The 22,650-nt window shown below is 54.6% G+C and carries 15 protein-coding genes and 2 pseudogenes; 11 read left to right on the forward strand and 6 right to left on the reverse strand.

All coding sequences use genetic code 11. The annotated features are described in order from the left end of the window. Positions 1–14: 14 nt before the first annotated feature. On the reverse strand, positions 15–785 hold the full coding sequence (locus O1V66_RS08715; protein WP_045046778.1) for a substrate-binding periplasmic protein: 771 nt from the start codon (positions 783–785) through the stop codon (positions 15–17). A 303-nt stretch (positions 786–1,088) separates the two neighbouring features. Here O1V66_RS08715 and O1V66_RS08720 point away from each other — a divergent pair, with 303 nt between their 5' ends. Then, a complete protein-coding gene (locus O1V66_RS08720; RefSeq protein ID WP_045046777.1) occupies positions 1,089–1,739 on the forward strand; it encodes an amino acid ABC transporter permease in 651 nt (216 codons plus the stop codon). Between the two features lies 1 nt (position 1,740). Continuing rightward, entirely contained in the window at positions 1,741–2,508 is a 768-nt protein-coding gene (locus tag O1V66_RS08725; RefSeq protein ID WP_045046776.1) for an amino acid ABC transporter ATP-binding protein, read from the forward strand. 124 nt (positions 2,509–2,632) lie between these two features. Here the strand turns inward: O1V66_RS08725 and O1V66_RS08730 are convergent, their stop codons facing one another. After that, positions 2,633–3,889 (reverse strand): adenylosuccinate synthase, encoded by a 1,257-nt coding sequence (locus O1V66_RS08730; protein WP_045046775.1) that lies wholly within the window; start codon positions 3,887–3,889, stop codon positions 2,633–2,635. A 177-nt stretch (positions 3,890–4,066) separates the two neighbouring features. Here O1V66_RS08730 and O1V66_RS08735 point away from each other — a divergent pair, with 177 nt between their 5' ends. The 3 genes from O1V66_RS08735 (at position 4,067) to O1V66_RS08745 (ending at position 6,979) form a co-directional block, all read left to right on the forward strand. Next, positions 4,067–4,960, forward strand: a complete 894-nt coding sequence (locus O1V66_RS08735; protein WP_045046774.1) for a LysR family transcriptional regulator — start codon at positions 4,067–4,069, stop codon at positions 4,958–4,960. Positions 4,961–5,150: 190 nt separating this feature from the next. After that, positions 5,151–6,317, forward strand: coding sequence for an MFS transporter (locus O1V66_RS08740; RefSeq protein ID WP_045046773.1), 1,167 nt, complete (start codon positions 5,151–5,153; stop codon positions 6,315–6,317). A 44-nt stretch (positions 6,318–6,361) separates the two neighbouring features. Beyond that, positions 6,362–6,979, forward strand: a complete 618-nt coding sequence (locus tag O1V66_RS08745; protein ID WP_045046772.1) for a TetR/AcrR family transcriptional regulator — start codon at positions 6,362–6,364, stop codon at positions 6,977–6,979. A gap of 11 nt (positions 6,980–6,990) precedes the next feature. On the opposite strand, the gene O1V66_RS08750 is transcribed toward O1V66_RS08745, so the two are convergent. Then, on the reverse strand, positions 6,991–7,863 hold the full coding sequence (locus O1V66_RS08750) for a cation diffusion facilitator family transporter (protein WP_045046771.1): 873 nt from the start codon (positions 7,861–7,863) through the stop codon (positions 6,991–6,993). Positions 7,864–8,227: 364 nt separating this feature from the next. On the opposite strand from O1V66_RS08750, the gene O1V66_RS08755 reads away from it, so the two are divergent. The 4 genes and pseudogenes from O1V66_RS08755 to corA all read left to right on the forward strand — a co-directional run bounded on the left by O1V66_RS08755 (position 8,228) and on the right by corA (position 13,660). Beyond that, positions 8,228–9,463, forward strand: coding sequence for an HlyD family secretion protein (locus tag O1V66_RS08755; protein WP_045046891.1), 1,236 nt, complete (start codon positions 8,228–8,230; stop codon positions 9,461–9,463). Then, the gene (locus O1V66_RS08760) at positions 9,460–11,028 is read left to right on the forward strand and encodes a DHA2 family efflux MFS transporter permease subunit (protein ID WP_045046770.1); all 1,569 of its coding nucleotides are present in this window, start codon (positions 9,460–9,462) and stop codon (positions 11,026–11,028) included. The genes O1V66_RS08755 and O1V66_RS08760 overlap by 4 nt, the downstream gene beginning before the upstream one ends. A 1-nt stretch (position 11,029) precedes the next feature. Next, a pseudogene (locus O1V66_RS08765) lies at positions 11,030–12,578 on the forward strand (efflux transporter outer membrane subunit). Positions 12,579–12,700: 122 nt separating this feature from the next. After that, complete coding sequence (corA, locus tag O1V66_RS08770; RefSeq protein ID WP_269128344.1) at positions 12,701–13,660, forward strand: magnesium/cobalt transporter CorA; 960 nt, start codon at positions 12,701–12,703, stop codon at positions 13,658–13,660. 135 nt (positions 13,661–13,795) lie between these two features. Here corA and O1V66_RS08775 read toward each other — a convergent pair. Both O1V66_RS08775 and O1V66_RS08780 read right to left on the reverse strand, forming a co-directional pair. Beyond that, positions 13,796–16,214, reverse strand: a pseudogene (locus O1V66_RS08775) (DUF3772 domain-containing protein). Between the two features lie 204 nt (positions 16,215–16,418). After that, entirely contained in the window at positions 16,419–18,062 is a 1,644-nt protein-coding gene (locus tag O1V66_RS08780; RefSeq protein ID WP_045046766.1) for a multidrug ABC transporter permease/ATP-binding protein, read from the reverse strand. Between the two features lie 140 nt (positions 18,063–18,202). On the opposite strand from O1V66_RS08780, the gene O1V66_RS08785 reads away from it, so the two are divergent. Together O1V66_RS08785 and O1V66_RS08790 are read left to right on the forward strand one after the other, a co-directional pair. Beyond that, entirely contained in the window at positions 18,203–19,492 is a 1,290-nt protein-coding gene (locus tag O1V66_RS08785; protein WP_045046765.1) for a DUF445 domain-containing protein, read from the forward strand. A 530-nt stretch (positions 19,493–20,022) separates the two neighbouring features. After that, positions 20,023–20,202, forward strand: coding sequence for a hypothetical protein (locus tag O1V66_RS08790; protein ID WP_045046764.1), 180 nt, complete (start codon positions 20,023–20,025; stop codon positions 20,200–20,202). 86 nt (positions 20,203–20,288) lie between these two features. Here the strand turns inward: O1V66_RS08790 and O1V66_RS08795 are convergent, their stop codons facing one another. After that, on the reverse strand, positions 20,289–21,944 hold the full coding sequence (locus O1V66_RS08795) for a glucan biosynthesis protein D (protein WP_045046763.1): 1,656 nt from the start codon (positions 21,942–21,944) through the stop codon (positions 20,289–20,291). Positions 21,945–22,650: the final 706 nt, after the last annotated feature.

A 22,650-nucleotide genomic window follows, 5' to 3' on the forward strand; every position in this document is an offset into this window, starting at 1 on the left:
ATCCTGTGACGGTATTACTGTGGCATGTTCCACTTGGATTTCAGCTTGGCCAGTGTACCGTCTGCCTTCATTGCCGTCAGCGCAGTATTGATCTTCTCCAGCAGTGCGTCATTGCCCTTTTTGACGCCAAACGCCATCGGGGAAACGGCCATCGGATGATAACCTTCGACCACATGCAGCCCTTTCAGCTTGCCTGCCTTTTCCTGCGCCTTGAGGATAGGGTAATCGCTCAGCCCGCCTGCAATGCGGCCTAACTGGAGGTCGCGCGCCATATCGGCCGGACTGTCATAGAGTTTGACCTCTTTGGCCACGCCGCTGTCGATAAGCTTTTGCGAGTAATCGGTACCGGAAGGACTGCCGATGATCTGCCCTTTGAAATCCTTCCAGTCAGTGTATTTCTGTTTGTTGTCATCTCGAACAATCAACCCATCGCCAAAAGCGGTGACTTCCTGAGAATAGGAAATGAACTTTTCACGCGCGGGAGTTGGCGTCATGCCGGCGACTATCATATCGATTTTGCCGGAAATCACGGATTGAATCAGCGTGGGAAACGGCACCGCAGAGAAATTGACATCCAGCTTTTCACGACCGGCGACTTCACGCGCCACATCGGGCATAAAGCCTTCAATCTTGCCGGTTTTGGTATCCAGATAGGTCGAGGGTGCGCTGGTTGGGGGAGATCCGGCGGTCAACATCGCCGCGTGGGACGCCACACTTGTCGCCATCAACAATGCAACAGCCATACCACGGCTGACACTCGCGAATGAAACCTTTGATTTCTGCATGGCTGTCTCCTCTGGATGTGAAATTCGGATGGGTCAGGATTTGACCGCTGTTCAATATAATGAATTTTCACCCTTCTCTGTCAAGCCCTAATCCTTAAAAATTGCAAAAAAACGCCGTTTGGAAATAAAACCTTTAAATACAGTAAATTAACATTATAAACCAGCCGTTTTTCTATCATAAGAAAGCCCTATGACCTCGGGAAGGGAAAGAGATTGACAGGCGATGCCCTGCTCTGGATATTCAATAGAATGAAGAAACGCATGTTTGAGTCTCCCCAAATGCACTGAAAAGGAGAATGCAGGATGGACTGGAGTAGCGTAGGCACCTATGTCCCCTTCCTATTGAAAGGGGCTGAAACCACGATTTATATCACGCTGATCTCGCTGGTCATCAGCACCCCGCTGGGCCTTGTCTGGGTCGCCGGAAAAATGTGTCCCTGGAAATTCATCTCCTGGCCGGTTTCCTTCATTATCAACGTCACGCGCGGCCTGCCGATGATCGTGGTGCTGTTTTACATTTACTTCGTGTTTCCGGACATCGGCATTACCCTGTCTTCCTTCCAGGCCAGCGTCATTGGTATTGCCTTCTGTTTCTCCACTTACATTGCCGAAATATTTCGTTCGGGAATCGAATCTATCGACCGCGGTCAGTTTGAAGCCGCACGTTCCATGGGTATGAGTTTCGGCAAGGCGATGCGCCGCGTGGTGCTGCCTCAGGCGTTTCACGTATCGCTGCCGCCATACAGCAATACGCTGGTGATGATGCTGAAAGACTCTGCACTGGCATCGACCATTGCCGTGACGGAAATGACCCGTCAGGGACAGCTGATTGCCGCCTCGACGTTTGATAACACAACGGTTTATACGCTGGTCGCCGTACTCTATCTGGTGCTGTGTCTGCCTCTGATGGCGTTGACGAAACGGCTGGAAACCCGTCGGCTGAAAGGAGCCTGAGATGATCGAGATTAATGAAGTCCACAAGCGCTTTGGTCACGTCGAGGTATTGAAAGGCGTAAGTTTCAACGTCAGCAAAGGCGAGGTGGTCTGTCTGATTGGGCCATCCGGCTCCGGTAAATCGACCATTCTGCGCTGCATCAACGGCCTTGAAACCTACGAAGGCGGCGAGATCCGCGTACTGGATAAAAAGGTAAACAATCGCGACAAGAGCATTAACGACCTGCGTCGTCAGATTGGCATGGTGTTCCAGCGCTTCAATCTTTTTCCGCACCGTTCCGTCTTGGAAAACGTCATGGAAGGCCCGATTCATGTGAACGGCGAATCTCGCGCCGTGGCCGAAAAACGGGGTAAAGATCTGCTGGCGCTTGTCGGTCTGGCCGACAAGATAAACGCATGGCCCGCGCAACTTTCCGGTGGACAGCAACAGCGTGTGGCCATCGCCCGAACGCTTGCGCTTCAGCCGCAGGCAATATTGTTCGATGAACCGACGTCGGCCCTGGACCCCGAACTGGTGGGTGAAGTGCTGCAAGTGATGCGCACGCTGGCGAAGGAAGGTATGACGATGGTGGTGGTCACGCACGAAATGCAGTTTGCCCGCGAAGTTGCCGACCGTGTCTGTTTCTTGCACAGCGGCACCATAGTCGAACAAGGACCGGCAGAAAGCGTGCTCGGTAATCCGCAGGAAGTGCGCACACAGGACTTCCTCAGGCGCGTACTGGGCGGCCCTGCGCCGGCCCACTGCGAAAACTGTCAGTGTCTGGTGTAAACCTGATTAAAACCTCAATCGGTATACGCATCGGCACCAAGGCTGTTCCTGCATAAACGCCTGGCATAAAAAAGCCCTGCGCGCGTGATGCGCACAGGGCTTGATGTTTCGAGATAATCCGTAATTAACGAATGATCATCTGGTCACGCTCGGGACCGACGGATACCATGCTCACACGCACGCCCATCAGTTCTTCGATACGCTCGACATAACGCTGTGCAGCAGTCGGCAGGCTTTCGAAGGTGCGGCAACCGGTGATGTCTTCTTCCCAGGATGGCATCTGCTCGTATACGGCGGTCAGTGCGGCAGTTTGTGGCCAGATTGGGTTTTCAGTGTGCTCACCGGCGTAGGCGACACAAATTTTCAAGTCTGCCAGACCTGACAGGCAATCGATTTTGGTCAGCGCGATTTCCGTCGCCGCCTGCAGCTCGACGCCATTACGGGTGGCGACGGCATCGAAGTAACCCATGTCGCGCGGACGACCGGTGGTTGCGCCGAACTCGTTGGCGTTTTCGCGGAAGTTGTCCTGCTCTTCCATGGCGGTCACCAGCGTGCCGGTCCCCACGGAAGAACTGAACGCTTTCGCCACGGCAATCACGCGCTCTGGGCGCAGTGCCGGCAAACCACTGCCGATACCGGCATAAGCGGCGGTCACGTTGGAAGACGTGGTCCACGGGTATTCGCCGTAAACCAGGTCACGGCCCGCGCCCAGCTGGGCTTCGAACAGCATGTTGGCGTCTTTTTTCTGCAGAGCCTTCAACGGCTCGGTTACGTTGCAGATAAATTCACGCCATGGCGCGGTCACGTCCAGTAACCATGCGGTCATTTCGGCCGCCGTCTGCTCGAAATCGCAGCTTGGATACAGCGCTTTCAGCTGGGGCATTTTCCAGTCGAGCATGAACTGAATACGTTCCTGCAGAACTTCAGGCTGGTTCAACCAACCCACCAGAATGCCTTTTTTCATTACGCGATCGCCATAGGCAGGCGCGATACCCTGACGCGTGGAGCCATAAGCTGCATCGCCAAGGCGTTGTTCTTCAAGAGTGTCTTCCAATGCGTGCAGCGGCAGGCACAGGGTTGCGCGGTCGGAGATGTGCAGTTTGACTTCAACGCCCGCCGCCTGAACTTCGGCGATTTCCTGCGTCAGCGCGGCAGGGCTGATAACCATGCCCGGGCCGAGAACCGCTACGCAGTCCTTGTTGAAAATACCGCTCGGCAGTTGGTGCAGTTTAAAGGTACCAAAGTCGTTGACGACGGTATGACCGGCGTTGTTACCGCCCTGAAAACGGACGCTTGCTGCGGCATCTGCTGCCAGAAAATCTACGATGCGGCCTTTGCCTTCATCGCCCCAGTTTGCACCTACAACCACAATCGACGGCATACTCAACTCTCCTCATTGGTTAAGGGGACATGCTACGGCGCTATCACAAATATGAGAAATTAATTATAATTATCATCTCAATAAGGATTCCATATGAGCGTAGAGCTAAAAACGGGGCCTTTCAGGCGTCAGTTTTAGCAAATGCACTTCATAAAACTCGCATCAGGGTTAAACATAATGCTCGATATCAACTGGCTAAAAACGTTTGTGACCCTTGCCGAACTTCAGCATTTTGGCAAGGCGGCGGCCGCGCTGCATATGACGCAGCCCAATGTCAGCCTGCACATCAAGCAGCTTGAACAAACCACACGGGTGAAATTGATCGAGCGGAATCCGTTTCGATTAACCCAGGCAGGGTTTCGATTACTGGAAACCAGCCAGCGCACGCTGATGGAGTTGCAGGTCTGTCAGGCGGATCTCAACGCCATCAATGACCAGAGTCGTGGCACGCTGACGATTGCCGCCAGCGATATTATTTCCCGCCTGCTGCTTATCAAGCCGTTTCAGCTATTCAAAAAGGCATTTCCGGGCATCGACTTTACCTTGCTGAATACAACGTCTTCACAGGCGTCGGAGCTGGTTAAAAGTGCCAAGGCGGATTTGGGTTTTGTTATCGAGCAGAAAGAGAGTCAGCCGCTTTATTTCACCGAATTGCAGCAAATCAAATGGTGCGCGCTCGGCAACAACCTTCAGGCCTGGCAGCAACAGCGCCACGGAGAGGATGCCATGCATGCCGATCAGCCGACGCTTATTCTTCTCGGGCATGACACCCGCACCCGTGATCTGCTGGATCAAGCACTGCCCCTTCTTGATCTGCCGCCCTATCGTGTCATGGAAGTGGGCAGTGTGGATGCGCAGATAGACTGGGCCGAAGCCGGTTTCGGTGTGGCGATTGTGCCGGAGTTTTCATTAGGCAGTAAGACTCATCTCACCACGCGGGTTACGCCATTGCCGCATTTTCCGGCTACGCGGCTCGGCTATATCTTGCGTCAGAACCAGACCCTGTCGAAAGCGGTGAAACAGCTATTGTTGTGGGTCAATGAGGAGATCGTTTCTTCGCAACCGCGATAAGTGACAGTGTCACCCAGTAATTACGTCCGTTTAGCACATATTGCTCTATCTCGGAGTAAAAACTTACTTGCAAGTAAGTTTATCCCTCAGTAACCTTTACCTTAGTGTGATCGAGGTCAACTTTTGTGGCCTCGTCACTGTTCTACACCACAGCTAATTACAGCAATAATACTAATTGAGGGTTGAGATTATGTCGTCCAAATGGCCACTTCTGGCGTTGGCTTTGGGTTCCTTTGGTATCGGGACCACCGAGTTTGCGCCTATGGGACTGCTCCCGACGATTGCCAACGGCGTTGAGGTTTCCATTCCAACGGCCGGTCTACTGGTCAGCGCCTATGCCATCGGCGTGATGGTAGGCGCACCGCTGATGACACTGTTCATGAGCCGCTATCGCCGCAAAGCCGCGCTGATGATGTTGATGGGCATTTTCGTTGCCGGAAACCTGCTCTCCTCCATCGCGCCAAATTACACGCTGCTGTTGCTTTCCCGCGTCTTTACCAGTCTGTCGCACGGTGCATTCTTCGGCCTTGGCGCGCTGGTCGCCACCAGTCTGGTGCCGGTACATAAACGCGGGAGTGCCGTCGCCATCATGTTCATGGGTCTGACCATCGCCAATATCGGCGGCGTGCCTGTGGCGACCTGGATTGGTCAAACCATTGGCTGGCGCACCACCTTCGCGATTACTGCCCTGCTCGGCGTGATAACCCTCATCGCCCTTGCCCGTTCACTGCCTCAGGGCGAAGCCGGGAAAATGCCGGAAGTGAAAAAGGAGCTGGCGGTACTGGTGCGCCCTGTCGTGCTGCGTTCGATGGCAACCACGGTGCTGGGTGCCGGGGCGATGTTTACCCTTTATACCTACATCACGCCGATTCTCGAGATGCTGACCCATGCCTCGGGCGAGTTTGTGACCGCCATGCTGATGCTGATTGGCGTGGGCTTTACGCTCGGCAACTATATCAGCGGCAAGCTGGTTGACCGTTCCGTTGACGGCACGCTGATGCTGTTCTTCTCGCTGCTGGCGGTGTCGATGTTTGTGTTGCCGTTTACTGCGACCAGTCACATCGGCGCGGCGATTTCGATGGTACTCTGGGGCATGATGTCGTTTGGTCTGATTTCACCGCTGCAAATGCGCGTAATGGATGCAGCGCACGAAGCGCCGGGCATGGCGTCTTCCGTGAATATCGGTGCCTTCAACCTCGGCAATGCGCTGGGTGCGGCACTGGGCGGCGGCGTATTGAGCTCCGGCCTGACCTTTGCCTGGATCCCGCCTGCAGGCGCGGTACTGGCGGTGCTTGGCCTGATTCTGGTAGCCGCGAGTCGCGGTTCACGCCGTGAACTCGCCGGCGAAGGCGCATGATTTCCTGAATAGATTGACGCGAGAGAGACGGTAAAAAAGTCGTGATGCACAACAACACTTCCCCGGAGAAAGGGGCCGCGAAGAATTCGGAGGCGGCCCTGACAAAAGGTGAAAGAACCCACGCCAAACTTCGTCGCCATGCGGCGGCGGAGTTTGCCCGTTTAGGTTTTCACAACACCAAAGTCAGCGACATCGTAAAAGCCACCGGCGTGTCGCAGCCTACGTTCTACTGCTATTTCGAGAGCAAGGAGATGTGTTACGACGACTTGATGTGCGAATTCCGCGCGCGCCTCGAAGCTCTGACGTTGACCTTGCTGATTGAGGGTGAGATTCCGGCCGAAGAAGTGCTGGACCGCGTCGCCCTGAGTTTTCGCAAGTTCCTCGATTTTCTGGCCGAAGACCCTGAACTGACCCAGATTGGATTCTTTCAGCCGCCGGGTTGCACGGAAACCAAAGCGGGTCTGGCGTGCTGGATTACGCAGAATCTGGCGAAGGAGCAGCAAAGCGGTCTTTTTCGCAAGGACATCAACGCCGTACAGCTCGGCCAATGTTATGTTGGCATGCTGGACCAGATGGCGCGCATTCCGGGCGATGCCCATCACCGCCGGGAACTCAGTCTGGGCTGCGCGCGCTTACTGTGTGAAGGGATTTTGCAGGGCTAATCGTCCGTGCCTTACTTGAACAGATTATCCAGCCTGTCGTCGTCGATGCCCGCCGGTTCAAGATGCGCGGTGACATCGGCGGAGACGAACAGCAGGCGCACGGCGGCTTCGGCCGCGTCGCCGATATCGTGCCCGACATCCACCGACAATTTTCCGTCAACCTCTACGTGAAACTCGACGAAAACACGATCGCCGCCGTTACGGGTGCGGATGTCGTGCACCCCTTTGACCCCTTCGCAACTCAGTACGGCAGTGCGTACCCGCCTGCGGTCTTCGACGTCCAGCTCGCGGTCCAGCAGTTGTTTTAAAGCATCCGCCGCCATGCCTCTGGCGTTCCACAACATATAGAAAGAGATAAGCAACGCGCCTACGGAGTCGGAACGGGTCCAGCCCAGATAATGCTCGAGCACCAGCGCGACCAGCACGGCAACATTGACGGCGACGTCGGTGATGTAGTGCGCCCGGTCGGCAGCGATGGCCGTGGAGGCGGTACGTTTCACCACAAAGCTCTGCATCAGGACCAGCCCCGTCGCGGCCAGTGAACTGAAGATAATGACCCAGATGCCAAGCCCAAGCTCCGCCAGCGGCTGCGGGTGAATGATTCGCCCAATTGATTCGCCACCCAATACTAGACCTGCCCCGCCCAACAGCAGCGCCTGCACAAAGGCCGCCACCGCCTCGGCTTTACCGTGGCCGTAACGGTGCCCCTTGTCGGCCGGACGTCCGGCATAGCGCACGCCGATGAGGGTGACCAGCGACGCCAGCACATCGACCAGACCGTCGGCCGCCGAAGTCAGCAGCGCTATCGAACCCGTTGCCGCCCAGGCCCAGACTTTGATGCCGACCAGCACCAGCGCCACGACGAGCGAGACCATCGACGCCATACGCGTCAACTTTCTATGGGGTATGTTTTGACTTTCGGGAGAAGTCACTGAATTTGCCACACGCGTATCCTGAATTATAACTTTCTAATTATGATGAGAGGCTGTTTCACAATGGCAGCGGATAGGAATTAACCCTATAAAACGGCGCACTTTTGGAGGTGAAATTTTGCTGCCGAGAGCGCCACTTTGCCACTTTTTGCTCTTGCCTAAAAGAATTTTTCAAAGGGGGATAAATAAACCTTATGAGATTGGCTAAAAGGTAAACGTACTGACTTAAATTTACTTGCTTTTACATCAAATTCTTCTAGGGTAAAACGAGCTTCTTTTAGATCCTCGTCCAGGCATGTTCCATGCCGACTTTTTGATGAGCAACACTACTAGCGATCATAACTTTATGACTGACAACAAAAAAGAACCGACCCAGCACAGCAACGATGCTTCCGAAAACAACCATTCCACGATCAACTCTTCACACATAAAATCCGGCGAAGGCCATAGCAATCCTGATGCGGACAAAGATGGGCAGCAGCAGGACGGCAATGATAAAAATGATGAAAAGGGCAAAGGCCCGGGCAAAAAGCCGCTGATCATTTTGGGCATCGTGGTGCTTGTCATCATTATTGTGGCCGCGATTTTCTGGTTCCTGAATCGTAATCTGGAAACCACCGACGACGCCTTCACCGAAGGCAATACCGTGACTGTGGCACCAAAGATTGCCGGTTATGTGGTGAATCTGGCGGTTCAGGACAACCAGTTCGTGAAGAAAGGCCAGCTGGTCGTTCAGATTGACCCGCGTGACGCCACGGCGCAGCGCGATCAGGCCAGCGCACAGCTGGGTCTGGCGGAGTCTCAGCTGCACCAGGCGCAGGTGCAGTATGACCTGGCGAAAGTGCAATACCCGGCGCAGCTTGCGCAGGCAAAAGCCCAGCAGGCGCGTGCCGAAGCCAACTTGCTGAATGCAACCTCCGATTATCGTCGTCAGCGCGGCGTTGACCCACGCGCGACTTCACAGCAAAACATCGATACCGCCAATGCGCAGCTGCGTTCTGCGAGTGCGGAAGTTGAAAACGCCAAGGCGCAGGTGCAGGTTGCCGCGCAGGTTCAGCTGCAGATTCGCAATGCCGAAACCAACGTCGAAGCGCGCCAGCAGCAGGTCCAGCAGGCCAAGGCCCAGCTGGAAACCGCCAACCTGAATTTGTCGTATGCCGACGTTCGTGCGCCGTTTGATGGTTACGTGACCAAGCGTAACGTTCAACTGGGTACGCTGGTTCAGGCCGGCACTTCGCTGTTCTCGCTGGTTTCGCCAGACATCTGGATCACCGCGAACTTCAAGGAGTCCCAGCTTGAGCGCATGAATCCGGGTGACAAGGTGGTCGTTAAAATCGATGCCTATCCCGATATCGAACTGCACGGCCATGTCGACAGTATTCAGCAGGGAACGGGTTCCCGCTTCTCGGCCTTCCCGTCTGAAAATGCGACCGGCAACTATGTGAAGATTGTTCAGCGCGTACCGGTCAAGATTGTCGTCGACAGCGGTCTGGATCCGAAAAAACCTCTGCCGCTCGGCCTGTCGGTCGACCCGTCGGTAACCGTTGAATGAGTGCCGACAACAGCAGTTGGGTCCCCAAAAGCAATCCGTGGGCGGTGGCCATTGTGGTCACCATCGCGGTGTTTATGGAGATCCTCGACACCACCATTGTCAACGTGGCGCTCCCGCACATCGCGGGGTCGCTCTCCTCGAGCTACGATGAATCCACCTGGGTACTGACCTCGTATCTGGTGGCCAACGGTATTGTACTGCCCGTTTCTGCGTTTTTGAGCCGCACCTTCGGCCGCAAAAACTACTTCATGATCTGTATCCTGATGTTCACCGTCTGCTCCTTCCTGTGCGGGATTGCCACCGAATTGTGGCAGATGATCCTTTTCCGCCTGTTGCAGGGATTCTTTGGCGGCGGCTTGCAGCCGGTACAGCAGTCCGTGCTGCTGGACTACTTCAAGAAAGAAGATCGCGGCAAGGCGTTTGGTCTGTCTTCCATTGCCATTATCGTGGCCCCTATCCTCGGCCCTACCCTTGGCGGTCTGATTACCGACAGCTACAGCTGGCGCTGGGTGTTCCTGATTAACATTCCCGTCGGGGTTATCGCGCTTATCGCGATTTACCAATTGCTCGAAGATCCGCCGTGGGAACAGAAATCGAAAGATAAACTCAGCATCGACTACATCGGTATTGCCCTGATTACTCTGGGATTAGGCTGTTTGCAGGTGATGATGGACCGCGGCGAAGACGATGACTGGTTCCAGTCCGGCTTTATTGTCACCTTTGCGGTGCTCGCTGTCATAGGGATTGTAGGGGCCGTCTACTGGCTGCTCTATACCAAGAAACCGGTGGTTGATCTTCGCTGTCTGAAAGACAAGAACTTTGCGGTATCCAGCCTGTTGATGGCCGGTATGGCGATGATCCTCTACGCCAGCTCCGTGGTCATTCCGCAGCTCGCCCAGCAGCAACTCGGCTACACCGCCACCCTTTCGGGCATGGTGATGACGCCGGGCGCGATTCTGGTCGTGTTCAGCATTCCGATCGTGCTTAAACTGATGCCGCTGGTGCAGACCCGTTATCTTATCGCCTTCGGCTTTGCGCTGATGATGATGTCGTTTATCTATTCGATGACGCTGGTGCCGAATATCGATTTCGAAACGCTGATGATGTTCCGCAGTGCGCAATCGATGGGGCTGGGCTTCCTGTTTGTCCCGCTGACGACCATCGCGTTTATTACGCTGCCACAGCGCATGAACGCCGATGCCGCGGCGCTGTTTACCATGTTCCGCAATGTGGCCGGGTCGATAGGCATTTCGCTGTCGACGGCGGGTGTCACCGAGCGCACGCAGGCCAACAGCGCGCACATTGTGCACAACATGACGCCATTGAACGAGCAGTTTAATCTGGCGGTGGAGAAGAGCGCGGCGGCCATTCGAGATTACACGTCGATTGTGGGTGACCCCATTACGCTTGCGACCAGTCGCATGTATCAGGAGATGGTGTCGCAGGCGAAAATACTCGCCTACATCGATGTTTTCAGCTACTGCGCCATCGTTGCCTGTATTTTAATTCCCCTTTGTTTCCTGCTTTCGCCAGTCAAGAGCGAAGGCAGTGCCGGAGCCCATTAATATGTCGGCCTTTGTATCACGTTTAACTGTTTCCGCGCTGGCACTGGCGCTGGCTGGCTGCTCGGTGGGCCCTGATTATCAGGCGCCCCGCGCCAAAACGCCGGTGGCGTTTAATGACCTCAATCAACCGAAGAAAAATCCGGGCGATTCCATCGCCCTCGCCTCTCAGCCAAATCCACAGTGGTGGAAGTCGTTCAAGGATCCCCAGCTCGACAGCCTTATCGATCGCGCCATCGCGGGCAATCTCTCGCTGCAACAGGCGGTGCTGCGCATCGCCGGGGCGCGCGAACCAGATAACCCAGGCCAAGGGAGCCTGGCTGCCGTCGGTCAACGCCAGCGCCAAGGCGACGCGCACCCAGTTGGGTCTGCGTGGCGAGCTTGAGTCCAACGGCATTCAGGACAGGCTCGAGTCGGTGAGCCCAGAGGCCGCCAGCGCGATAGATGTCGCGACCGATCCGGTCAATATCTATCAGGGCAGCTTCGATGCAAGCTGGGAGCTGGACCTGTTCGGCGGCACGCGACGTTCGGTCGAAATGGCCCGCGCGCAGAATCAGTCTTCAATCGAAAGCCGCAACGATGCGCTGGTTTCGCTCCAGGCCGAAGTGGCGCGCAGCTATCTGCAACTGCGCGGCGCGCAAACCGTGCTGGCGGCTATCCAGACCCAGATTGATGTCGCCCAACAGACGCTGGAACTCACTCAAAGTCAGGCAGAGCATGGCCTGGCACCGCAAACCGACGTCGAGAATGCCCGTGCGCAGTTAGGTTCTCTGCGTGCGCAGTTGCCGCAATATCAGTCGCAGCAACGTCAGGCGATGAACGGATTGGCGGTATTGCTGGGTCAGGTGCCGGGATCGCTGGATGCCGAGCTGATGCCGGTCAAAGCCATGCCGGTCATTCCGGCGGTGGTCGCGGTCGGGATCCCGTCCGAGCTGGCCCGTCGTCGTCCGGATGTGCGTAAAGCCGAGGCCGATTTGCACGCTGCGACCGCCAATATCGGCGTGTCGGTGGCGCAGCTGTTCCCCAGCCTCTCGCTCACGGGTCAGTTCGGGATGCGCAACTCTGATTCCGGATATCTGACCGACTGGAGCAGCCATTTCTACTCCTTCGGGCCACAGGTTTCGCTGCCGATTTTCCAGGGCGGCCGACTGGTGTCAAGCGTGCGTCTTTCCCGCGCGCAGCAGGCCAACGCCGTGCTGAGCTATCGTCAGACCGTGTTGACCGCCTTGCAGGATGTCGATAACGCGCTGGTGAGCTACCGTACCGATCAGGACAGGGTGAATGGTCTGGAAGACTCGGCCAATGCGCTGCAAACCAGCTTCGAGCTGGCGAGCGATGGCTATCGTAAAGGCCTCACTTCATTTATTACCGTGCTGGACACGCAACGCCAGCTGGCGCAGGCGCGTCAACAGAGCGCCGAGGCCAGGGTTCAGACCAGCACCGATCTGGTGATGCTCTATAAATCGCTGGGCGGAGGCTGGGAGCCGTATCAAAACGTCAATCTGCCTCATTACAGCGTATTTGGTCCGGCAGAGACGGTCAAAGACCAGTAATCGACTTGTCAGGCAGGCCGGAGACGTTCTCCGGCCTTTATTCTTTTCCCACGCACGACTCTTATTCTGGTTATCCGCATGAACGACGTCACTCAAGAAAAAATCCTCTCGATGATTCCGAGATCTGTAGCGTTGCCTACCGTAAAGGCAAGATTGTCAAAAAAGTGACGCTGGACGATATCAGTGAGGTTATCAAAGAGCCGGACACCTTTATCTGGCTGGGACTGGTACAGCCCGACACCGATTACATGCGACGTATTCAGCAGGAGTTCGGGCTGCATGATTTGGCCATCGAGGATGCGCTCACCGCTCACCAGCGTCCTAAAATCGAGCAGTACGGCGAGTCGCTGTTTATCGTGGTAAAAACCGCCCAGCTCAAGGGCGACGCCATTAAATACGGCGAAACGCATCTCTTTGTCGGTAAAAACTTTCTGATTACCGTGCGTCACGGTGCGTCCACCAGCTATGCCGACGTGCGTAAACACGCGCAGGAATGCCCTGACCTGCTGGCGATGGGGCCAGGTTATGCGCTCTATGCCATTCTGGACATGATTGTCGATAACTATCTGGCTATCTTGCATCAATATACCCAGCGTTTTCAGCACATTGAATCGCAGATGTTTAAATCCGAGTTTAATCAGAGCGCGGTGCACCAGGTGTATCGCCTGCGTCGCGAGCTGTTGTCACTGCACAATGCAGCCCTGCCGATGGGCGATATCTGCAATCAGTTGATGCAGCACCATGAATCGATTATTCCCGATGCGCTGCGTGCCTATCTGCGCGACGTTCACGACCATGCCAATCAGGTTTTGACCACGACCGACGACACGCGCGAGATGCTGTCCAACGCCATGCACGTCAATCTGGCGCTGGTGTCGGTGCACCAGAATGAAGTGGTTCAGAGGTTGGCTGGCTGGGGGGCGATACTGGCGATCCCGACGGTGATTTTCAGCCTCTACGGCATGAACTTCAAGGATATGCCCGAACTCAACGACAGCTGGGGTTATCCGCTGACACTCGGCATTACGGTCGTGGCCTGTATCGCGCTCTATATCAAGTTGAAAAAGTCCGGATGGCTGTAAAAGCACCCTGATGCCGTCAGGGAGGCGCCGCCCCTGCGTTGACCCCACAGGCGGCCTTGAAATACGCAAAAAAACCGCCGAGCCGGAGTTAACCTTGCTCGGCGGTTTGCCGCTTGAGGCTTGCGCTAGAAGACCTTACGCCTTTTCCGGTGCATTCGCCCAGACCATAGTTTGCGTCCGGCTGAGCGACACATTCGCTTCGCGCAGTTTTTTCAGGATTTCATACAGCAGGTCGCTCTTGGTTCGCGACACCACGCGCGGGCTGTTCACATAACCCGTCACACTGAGCACAATACCGTCCGGGCCAAGCTGACTGAACGTCACGGAAGGTTCCGGCGTATCCAGCACCGACTCGTGCGCGGTGTAGGCGTCCAGCAGAATATTGCGAACGGCTTCGGGGTCGATATCTAGCGGGAACGTCAGCGCGATGGTCGCGACGCCCTGCGCATTGCCCATCGTGGCGTTGCGAACGTTTTGCGAGATAAACTGCGAGTTTGGCACGATAACGGTGGAACGGTCACCAAGCTGCAATTCGGTCGCCCTGACATTGATACGACGAATATCCCCTTCTACCCCGCCGATACTGACCAAATCACCCACTTTGACGGGACGTTCGGTCAGCAAAATCACACCCGAGATAAAGTTCTTGACGATTTCCTGCAAGCCAAAACCGATACCGACCGACAGCGCACTCACAATCCACGCCAGTCGATTCCATTCGATGCCGAGCACCGAAAGCGTCACCAGCACCACCAGCACCAGCCCCACATTGGCAAACAGTGTCACCAGCGAGGCGCGCATCCCCTGATCCATATTGGTTTTTGGCAGGAAATCGACATCCAGCCAACGTCGGGCGGAGCGCAGCACATACCAGCCGACAATCAGGAAGATAACGGCATTGACCGCGTGCGCCGGCACGATATTCAGGTGTTCAAGCCCTTTGCCGCCCCAAAGGTCGACGACCTTGCTGAAGAGTTCGAGCGGCGTGGTCGTACCAAAGTTACCGCCCAGCAGCAGAGTTACGGCAAACACCAGCAGCAACGTTTTAGACAGCGCGGCAAACAGCGTAGCGGCCAGTGACAGATGACGATCGCCCACACTCAGCGAGTGTTTCAGCAACTTGCCGGACGCGGTATTGGGCGAGAAGATGCTTTCGCACAGGTCGACGGCCAGATGAATCAGGATATACAGACAGGCGATGACAATACCGACCCACAGCAATTCATAGGTCAGGAAGCGGGCCAGCGGCACATAACCGATAAGCAGGGCGACGAAAATGGCGAACGCCATCACGCTGATGCATAGATGCAAAAGCCCCGCCAGCGTCGAGCGCACCTCCGGCTGGTTCGCCGTTGGCCAGCAGTTTGCGGCGCAGACGGTTAACGCGAATAGGCGCGATACTGGCGCTGATGGCGACCAGCAAAGACGACATGCCGTTACCAAACAGCGTGACGGCGACGCTCGCGCCAATCAGGTTGTTCATCCCCTCAATCAGGCCGAAGATCAGGATAAAGATCGACAGCATTCTCGGGAAACTGACCAACGTTTTGGCGACCGAATCCGCCATTGCCGGCAAACGCCAGCTTGGGTGCAGCGTTGAAAGCAGTGCGCGGCCCAATCCGACAATCAGGGCAGAGAAGATAGACAGCTTGACGATAAGCTCGCCTGTTTCTCTTACCCAGTCGCTGACTTCCGGCATGCGGGTAAAGGTCAGAGCAAACAGCTCGGCACAGCCGCCGAGCGTCAGTACGCTTATCATTGTCGTGGCGAAGGCGAAGAAACTGCGGCGCAAGCGGCCGACGGGCAGCCAGCGCGGTGTCAGCCAGGCCAGCGGCGTGTCGAGCACGCGACTGCCGAAGAAGCCGAGCAGCAGTGCCGCGACCAGAAGTAACCCGCTGACAATCCGGTTATCAGGCTGCCAGGCCAGATGCCAGGCATCGGAGAGTTGCGCCCGGTAATCGTTGAACAATTCGCTGTCATCGTCGGTAGGATGAATCAGCGGTGTCCAGAAATTTTTACCCAGAATACTGCCCGTATTGAGCGCAATCTGGGTTTTCAGCGCATCGCGGCGAAGTCCGGCGATTTGAGCAGAAAGGTTGGCGGCACTGGTTTTAATCGTGCCCGCCTGGGCAATCTGATTGTCCAGCGCGGTTTTGCTGGCATTGAGATCCTTGCGCTGCTTGATAACCTGCGGTGTCTCGGGCAAGGCACCCGGCGCGGGCGCAGGTCCCAACACATCCAGTCCGGCCTGAACCTGCTGGCGCAACGGCTGCAGGGCAACACCCAGCGCATCGGCATCGCTTGAGAGTTTTTGCGCGGCATCGTTGAGGTCGTCGAGAGTATTATTATTTTTAGCGGTGGACACCTGCTGTTTGATGTTATCCAGACGTTTCTGCAAGGCAGAAAGCGCCGCCGGGGCGTCAATCGGCTTGGCCGCTTCGGTCGTCTGTTCCTGATCGGCGGTGGCATCGGGGGCCGCGCTGACCAGCAGTGGGGAAAACAACAACGCCAATAACAGAGCGACGTTAAACGGTGCCCGGAAAAGCTTTTGCATAAAGTGGATTACCCAAAGTTTCATGAATCGAAAACGCGTAAAATTTTCGGAGAAGGTCGATGATGGTTATACGAATCTTAAACTGTTAACGACGAGGACGCCATGTCAGGCAACTCTTAAAAATTGAAAAGCCTCGAAAACGCGGGGCGGAAGCAGGCACTTCCGCCCTGTTTCGTCGATGGGCGACGCAATGATGCCGGAGGCTTAGTTGATGGCGGCCACGGCGTCTCGCGAGGCGGCTTCGCGATCCTGACCGGTCAGTTCACGAAGCTGGCCCTGACGCATTTCCAGCAGACGGTCGGCATGCTGGAAGTAATGGTCGTCGTGACTGATTGCCAGCACCGTTTTGCCCATGGCGGAAAGACGCGGCAGCAGGTCGCGATAGAAGGTGCGGCGAAACTGGGGGTCCTGATCCGCCGCCCATTCGTCAAGCAGCAGGAAGTCTCGCCCTTCGGCGGCGGCCAGCAGCAGCGCGACCCTTTTTTGCTGACCTTTCGACAGCTGCAGGTTTTTTATCTGCTGGTCTTCGATTTCGAGCTTCTCGGCCATTTTCAGCTGGTCGAGCCATTCGGCGACCAGTTTCGCATCGGGGGCTGCGCCATTGGGGCCGATCATCTTGCCAAACAGATGAAAATCGGTAAAGACTGCCGAGAAAAGCTGACGATAATCGTTGACGTTGTCTGCTTCAATCGCCCTGCCGTCGAGCAGTATTTGCCCGGATTTCGGCACATACAGGCCGGTCAGCAACATCGCGAGCGTCGATTTTCCGCTGCCGTTGCCGCCAATCAGAAATACCATTTCGCCGCGTTTAAGAGTCAGATTGATAGGACCAATGCCGAATTGCTGCCCTTCATACTCAAAAGAGAGGTCCCGCAGTTCAAGCTGCTGCCAGTCGCGGTTTGGCGCAGGCGGCACGAAATCGGCGTGATACTCGGCGAGACGCAGAAGTTTGAGTTTTCTGAAAGCCACCTGCGCGCTGAGCAGCGTGGGCAGCGCGCCTACTGCCTGCAACAGCGGGGTACGCAGAAACAGCAACGTCAGGGAAAAGGTCGCGGCGACGGCATTGTTGGACCAGCCGAGCGAGTTTGCCATGTAAAACACCATGCCAATCGCACCCAGCATCATGATATTCGACCAGTTCACCGCGCTCAGGTGAAAAGTGTCTGCGCCGATAATGTGCTTTTTATAGTGCATGGCGTCGCGCTGATACTCCTGCTCGAAGACTTGCTGCGCGCGCTGACGGTTGAGTGCCAGCTCTTTACGCCCTGTTATTACCGTTTCATAATCTTTCTGCAAACTGTCTTCGGCTTCGCGCACGTGGTTCAGATGACCATAAACGCGTCCAACCAGTTTAAAGCTCACCGCAATCGTCACAATCAGCCAGATAACCACCACCACCAGCATTTTGGGCGACAACCAGCCGAGATAAACTGTGCAGCCAATCGACAGGATAATGCCCTGCAGCAGTTCGGGCAAGCGCACAAATGCCAGCGTGATACTGCGAATATCACTGCCAAGGCTCGCCAGCAACTGCGCATTGCCAATCTGCTCGATGCGCTCGATATCGGTATCCATAATGCGTTTGATAAACTGGCTGCGCAGCTTGAAGACGAAATGGTGTCCGAGCGCCGTCAATGCCAGTTGCGAACCCAGCGTGACCGCCATCAGCAACAGCAGAAAGCCGAGAAACTCCGGAAGTACCGCCATTGAGGCCTGCGTGGTTCTGATAAGCTTGACATTAATGAAGGCAATCAACCCGATTCCCAACGCCGCACTGGCGAGCGTCAATGCAATAACCCCGATAAACGGCCAACGGTATTGCCTGAAAACAACGCGCAAAAGCTCCATGAAGATTAATTCTCGAATTATATAAACTGGACGCAGTGTAATGGTCGCCTGAATGAGATCAAGAATATTTCTCACTTTATCCACCCGTTCAGGATTTGAAAAAACTGACAATCCCGCCCTCTCCGTCCTAAACTCATGTAATGAACAAAGAAAATGAACTCAAAAGAAGTAAACGTAATGCGCTGCTGTTGCTCCTCGTGGCCGCTGCGCTGTTTCTCCTCACCCTCTTTCTGCCGCCGGGATTCTGGGTCAACGGCCTGAAGGCGATAAGCGAGGCGGCCATGGTCGGGGCGCTTGCCGACTGGTTTGCGGTCGTGGCCCTGTTCAAGCGTGTTCCGATTCCGTTTGTTGCCGCCCATACCGCCATCATTCCGAAAAACAAACACAAGATTGCCGACAATCTTGCCATCTTCGTGCAGGAAAAATTCCTTGATCCGGGTTCGCTGGTCCGGCTGATACGCCAGCACGATCCCGCCCAGGCCATGGGCACATGGCTGACTGCCAGAGAGAACGCCGAGCAGTTTGGCGGTTATCTGGTGAGCATCATGCGCAACTTTCTGGATATCACCGACGACACGCGAATTCAGAAACTGGTCAAAGATGCGCTGCACACGGCCATCGATAAAGTCGACCTCTCCCAGTCCGTGGCGACCCTGCTTGAAAGCCTGACCAAAGACGGACGCCATCAGGCGCTTTTGGATCAGGTGATGCAAAAACTGGTGGTGTTATTGGAGCAGCCTGCAAGCCGCGAGTTTATCGCCACGCAGATTGTCCGCTGGGTGAAGCGCGAGCATCCTATCAAGTCCAAAATGCTGCCAACCGAATGGTTGGGAGATAACGGCGCGCAGATGGTGTCGAATGCCGTGAACTCGCTGCTGGACGATATTGGCAGCGATCGGGGCCACGCTTTTCGTCTGAGTTTCGACCGTGTGATTGCGCGGTTTATCCAGCGCCTGCAGAACGACCCCAAAATGGCAGCCAAAGCTGAAGAGATTAAAGGCTACCTGAAAAATGACCCGAGTCTGAACGGCTATATTCTCGGCCTGTGGGGCGATTTACGTCAGTGGATGAAGGATGATCTTGAAAAACCCGACTCCAGACTGCATGCGCGAGTCAGCGAAGCCGGTCTGTGGCTGGGCAATATGTTGAGCAAAGACCCTGCCCTGCGCAAGTCGATGAACCTGCAAATGGAAACGCTGGCCGAGAAGATGGCACCGGATTTTGCCCAGTTCCTGACCCGCCATATCAGCGATACCGTTAAGGGCTGGGACGAGAAAGATATGTCGCGGCAGATAGAACTGAATATCGGTAAAGATTTGCAGTTTATTCGCATCAACGGCACGCTGGTCGGCGCGGGTATCGGCCTGATTCTGTATGTGATTTCACAACTTCCTCTCTTTATTCCGTTTATATGGGAAAGGCTGCACTGATTAATTATGCAGAAAGAATGCTTTGGCCATCTAAGAGAAATCTCATATTTCCCTCAGGTGGCCTGAGTAAACCCTGATAATTATCGCAATAATCTGAGTAATTTCTTAATAACGCGGCTTGCCAACCTGAAAACTCCTCGCCAGCGCCAGCATCGCAACGGCTAAATTTTTTTGAACAATTGCGGACATTCCCATAAGGAATCTATTCATTCCTTAACACGCACATATGAATTAAATCATGGGATTGTGTTTTAGCTGTTTTGAATGACTATGCGTCGGGAATTCATGACTCGTCATTCACCCTTCATTTACCCATTATTAAAACTTACCCATTTAGCCGATCACTATCACTTAACGCGCGAGCCTTTATTTTTATGCACGGGATTGGCTATCAAATCTATTTATAGAAACGCATTTACTCGTCGTTATTAATTTATAAGAATAAGCCCATTATATACAGAAGTGCGAGTTGCCGTTTTATGCACGTTGTGAGCTATCTGTTTAATTATTTATGATCAACAAGGAATATTATGTATAACTTTCAACGCTACCATGCAAAAGAGCTGGCCCTTGCCTATATGAGCGGGAAAACGCACAACTACACGCCGGAAGAGTTTCTCGAACAATTAAAAAAGACTGAACAAAGGTTCGACGGACTGTTACGTCACGGCCATGACGTGACACGCGGATTGGTAAGTAAAGCTTTCTAATACACTTTCTTCTTTTCTCGCTTTTATCCTGAATAAAAAAATGGGGCCTCGATGGCCCCATTTTGCGTTGCAATTTGTTGAATGATTTAGCTCATCTGACGATCGTCAACGTATTTACGTTTGTCCGGCGCAGGCGGGAAATACTGGTAGAGCCAGGTTTCGCTCAGGGCATGGTCGTGCGAGCGCAGGAACATGCGCAGTTCGACCGGTTCGACCGAATCGCTGGTAGGTGCCCAGTCGAACAGGATGCGGTAACCGTCAAACGGTTGAACATAAAGGATTTCGATGTTGCTAATCTTGCCGGACGAGACATTGATGACCGGCTCGATACCTTTATCTGCATACGATTTTAGCTCGCCACCGATGAAGTCTACGGCAAAACGGCGCTGCCAGACGGTCGGATAGTGTTCACCCGGCGCCCAGCCTTCCGGGAAGCCGCCCATGCCGGTACGCGTTGCCAGCACTTTCGCCATCGGACTGCGGATTGGCGGCTCATTGCTCCAGTAGAGACGGTAGCTGAAGTCCAGCGAATCCCCGGCCTTGATAGCCTTTTCCGGCTGCCAGAAGCACACCACGTTATCCAGCGTTTCGCCGGTCGTCGGGATCTCCATCAGATTGATTGAACCCTTGCCCCAATTACCTTTCGGCTCGACCCACAGGCTGGGACGCTTGTTATACCAGCCGATAACATCCTGATAATCATCAAAATCATGGTCAAGCTGCAACAGTCCGAAGCCTTTCGGGTTTTCATCCGCGAAGGCGTTGAACTGCAACTTTTGCGGGTTATTCAACGGACGACATACCCATTCGCCATTGCCGCGCCACATGGCCAGGCGATCGGAGTCATGAATCTGAGGGTGAATGGTGTCGCAGCGGCCCCGTTCGTTGGTACCACAGCTAAACATGCTGGTCATCGGCGAAATGCCGAGCTGCTTGACGTCTTTACGGGCATGAAGGTGCTTGTCGATTTCCATGACTACACGCGTAGGCTCGCAGCGAATGGTGAAGCGGTACGCGCCGGTAATGCTCGGGCCGTCAAGCAGGGCATAGACCACGAAGGTGGTGGAGTCGGCTTTCGGCGTTTCAAACCAGAAGGAGACGAAGTCGGGGAACTCTTCAGGATGGTCGGTAAAGGTATCGACCGCTACACCACGGGCAGACAGGCCATACTGATAGGTGTCGTCTACTGCGCGGAAGTAGCTTGCGCCCAGGAAAGAAACCACGTCGCGCTGGGTCAGCTCAGGGGCCTTGTTGACCTTGAATCCGGCAAAGCCGAGGTTGGATTTACCCTCGAGCTGGCTGGTATCGACACCGGCGTCATGGTAGTTGAAGAGTTCGGGGCGGAAGTGAATCTCGCGCGCCTGATGCTTGTCGCCATCAAGAGCAAACATTTTCACCCGACGTTTGAAGCCCATGCCGACGTGAAACAGTTCGACGTCCAGCTGGCGATTCGGGATGTTATGCCAAAGAGAGTGCGCGTGGTCGTACTGAATGCTGTTGTAAGCCTGTGGCGTAAGGTTGGCCAGGGTTTCAGGCAGAGGCTCGGGAGCGCCGCCATAAGGCTGTTTAGCGAGTGAAGCAGCCAACTTCTGCAAAGTAGAGAAGTCAAAGGAGGTCGCGCCGCCGTCGGCCACACTCCCTTGTGCCGCTTCGGCTGAACCGGTGAACAGGGATGCCATCGCAGGCACACCACAGTAAGCAGCAAATGCCATTGAAGCTTTAATAAATGCTCTTCGTTCCATGCCGAAAAGGTTTCCTTTGGCTTAGCAAGTGTATGAATCCGACCACAATGCTCTTTGCTTGGAGCGATGCCGCATCATCGGGCATCCGTGGAGTCGGTGTTAACTTTTACGACCACAAGGCTAACGTATAATTCACATAACGAGTATCAAAAAATTGAAAGCATATCGACAGGAAAGCCCCTCGAACGCGCGAGGGTAAAAGGTTAAATGACGGGCGTGGACGGGCATACGCGGGCTTTCAGTGCCATTGTATAAGGAAGCAACAGACGAGAGGCTTCAATCTTCATTAATTTTTAAGAGCAATCTGGCCTTGATAGGTCAAATAAATTGATGTTCTGCTTAATTGCCGCGAAATGATTAGATAAGCCAAGCCTTCGATACCGCTTATGAATTCGACCTATTCCTAATTTTTTCTTTTAAAACCGTAAGTAACACCTCGTTACCCGAGGTTACACCCCGAATAAAATCGGTGAATAATTTTTAATAACCAACTTGATGTTTAGCTTTAAAACTAATAATTCACCCTTCACATTAATGTTAAGTGCAATTACTTTTTGTTGCTATGTCCCTGCAAAGATTGAGGATCATGGCTTTAAGATACACGCATGACGCTTACATTAATTTTACAGGTCCATAAGCGAAATTGATACGGCAAAAGTAAACGGGTTTACCGATAAAAATTAACTTTGTATTTTGCGCCGATTTA

Origin of the sequence: Rouxiella chamberiensis, from assembly GCF_026967475.1 — a bacterium.
GTDB classification, from domain to species: Bacteria; Pseudomonadota; Gammaproteobacteria; order Enterobacterales; family Enterobacteriaceae; genus Rouxiella; species Rouxiella chamberiensis.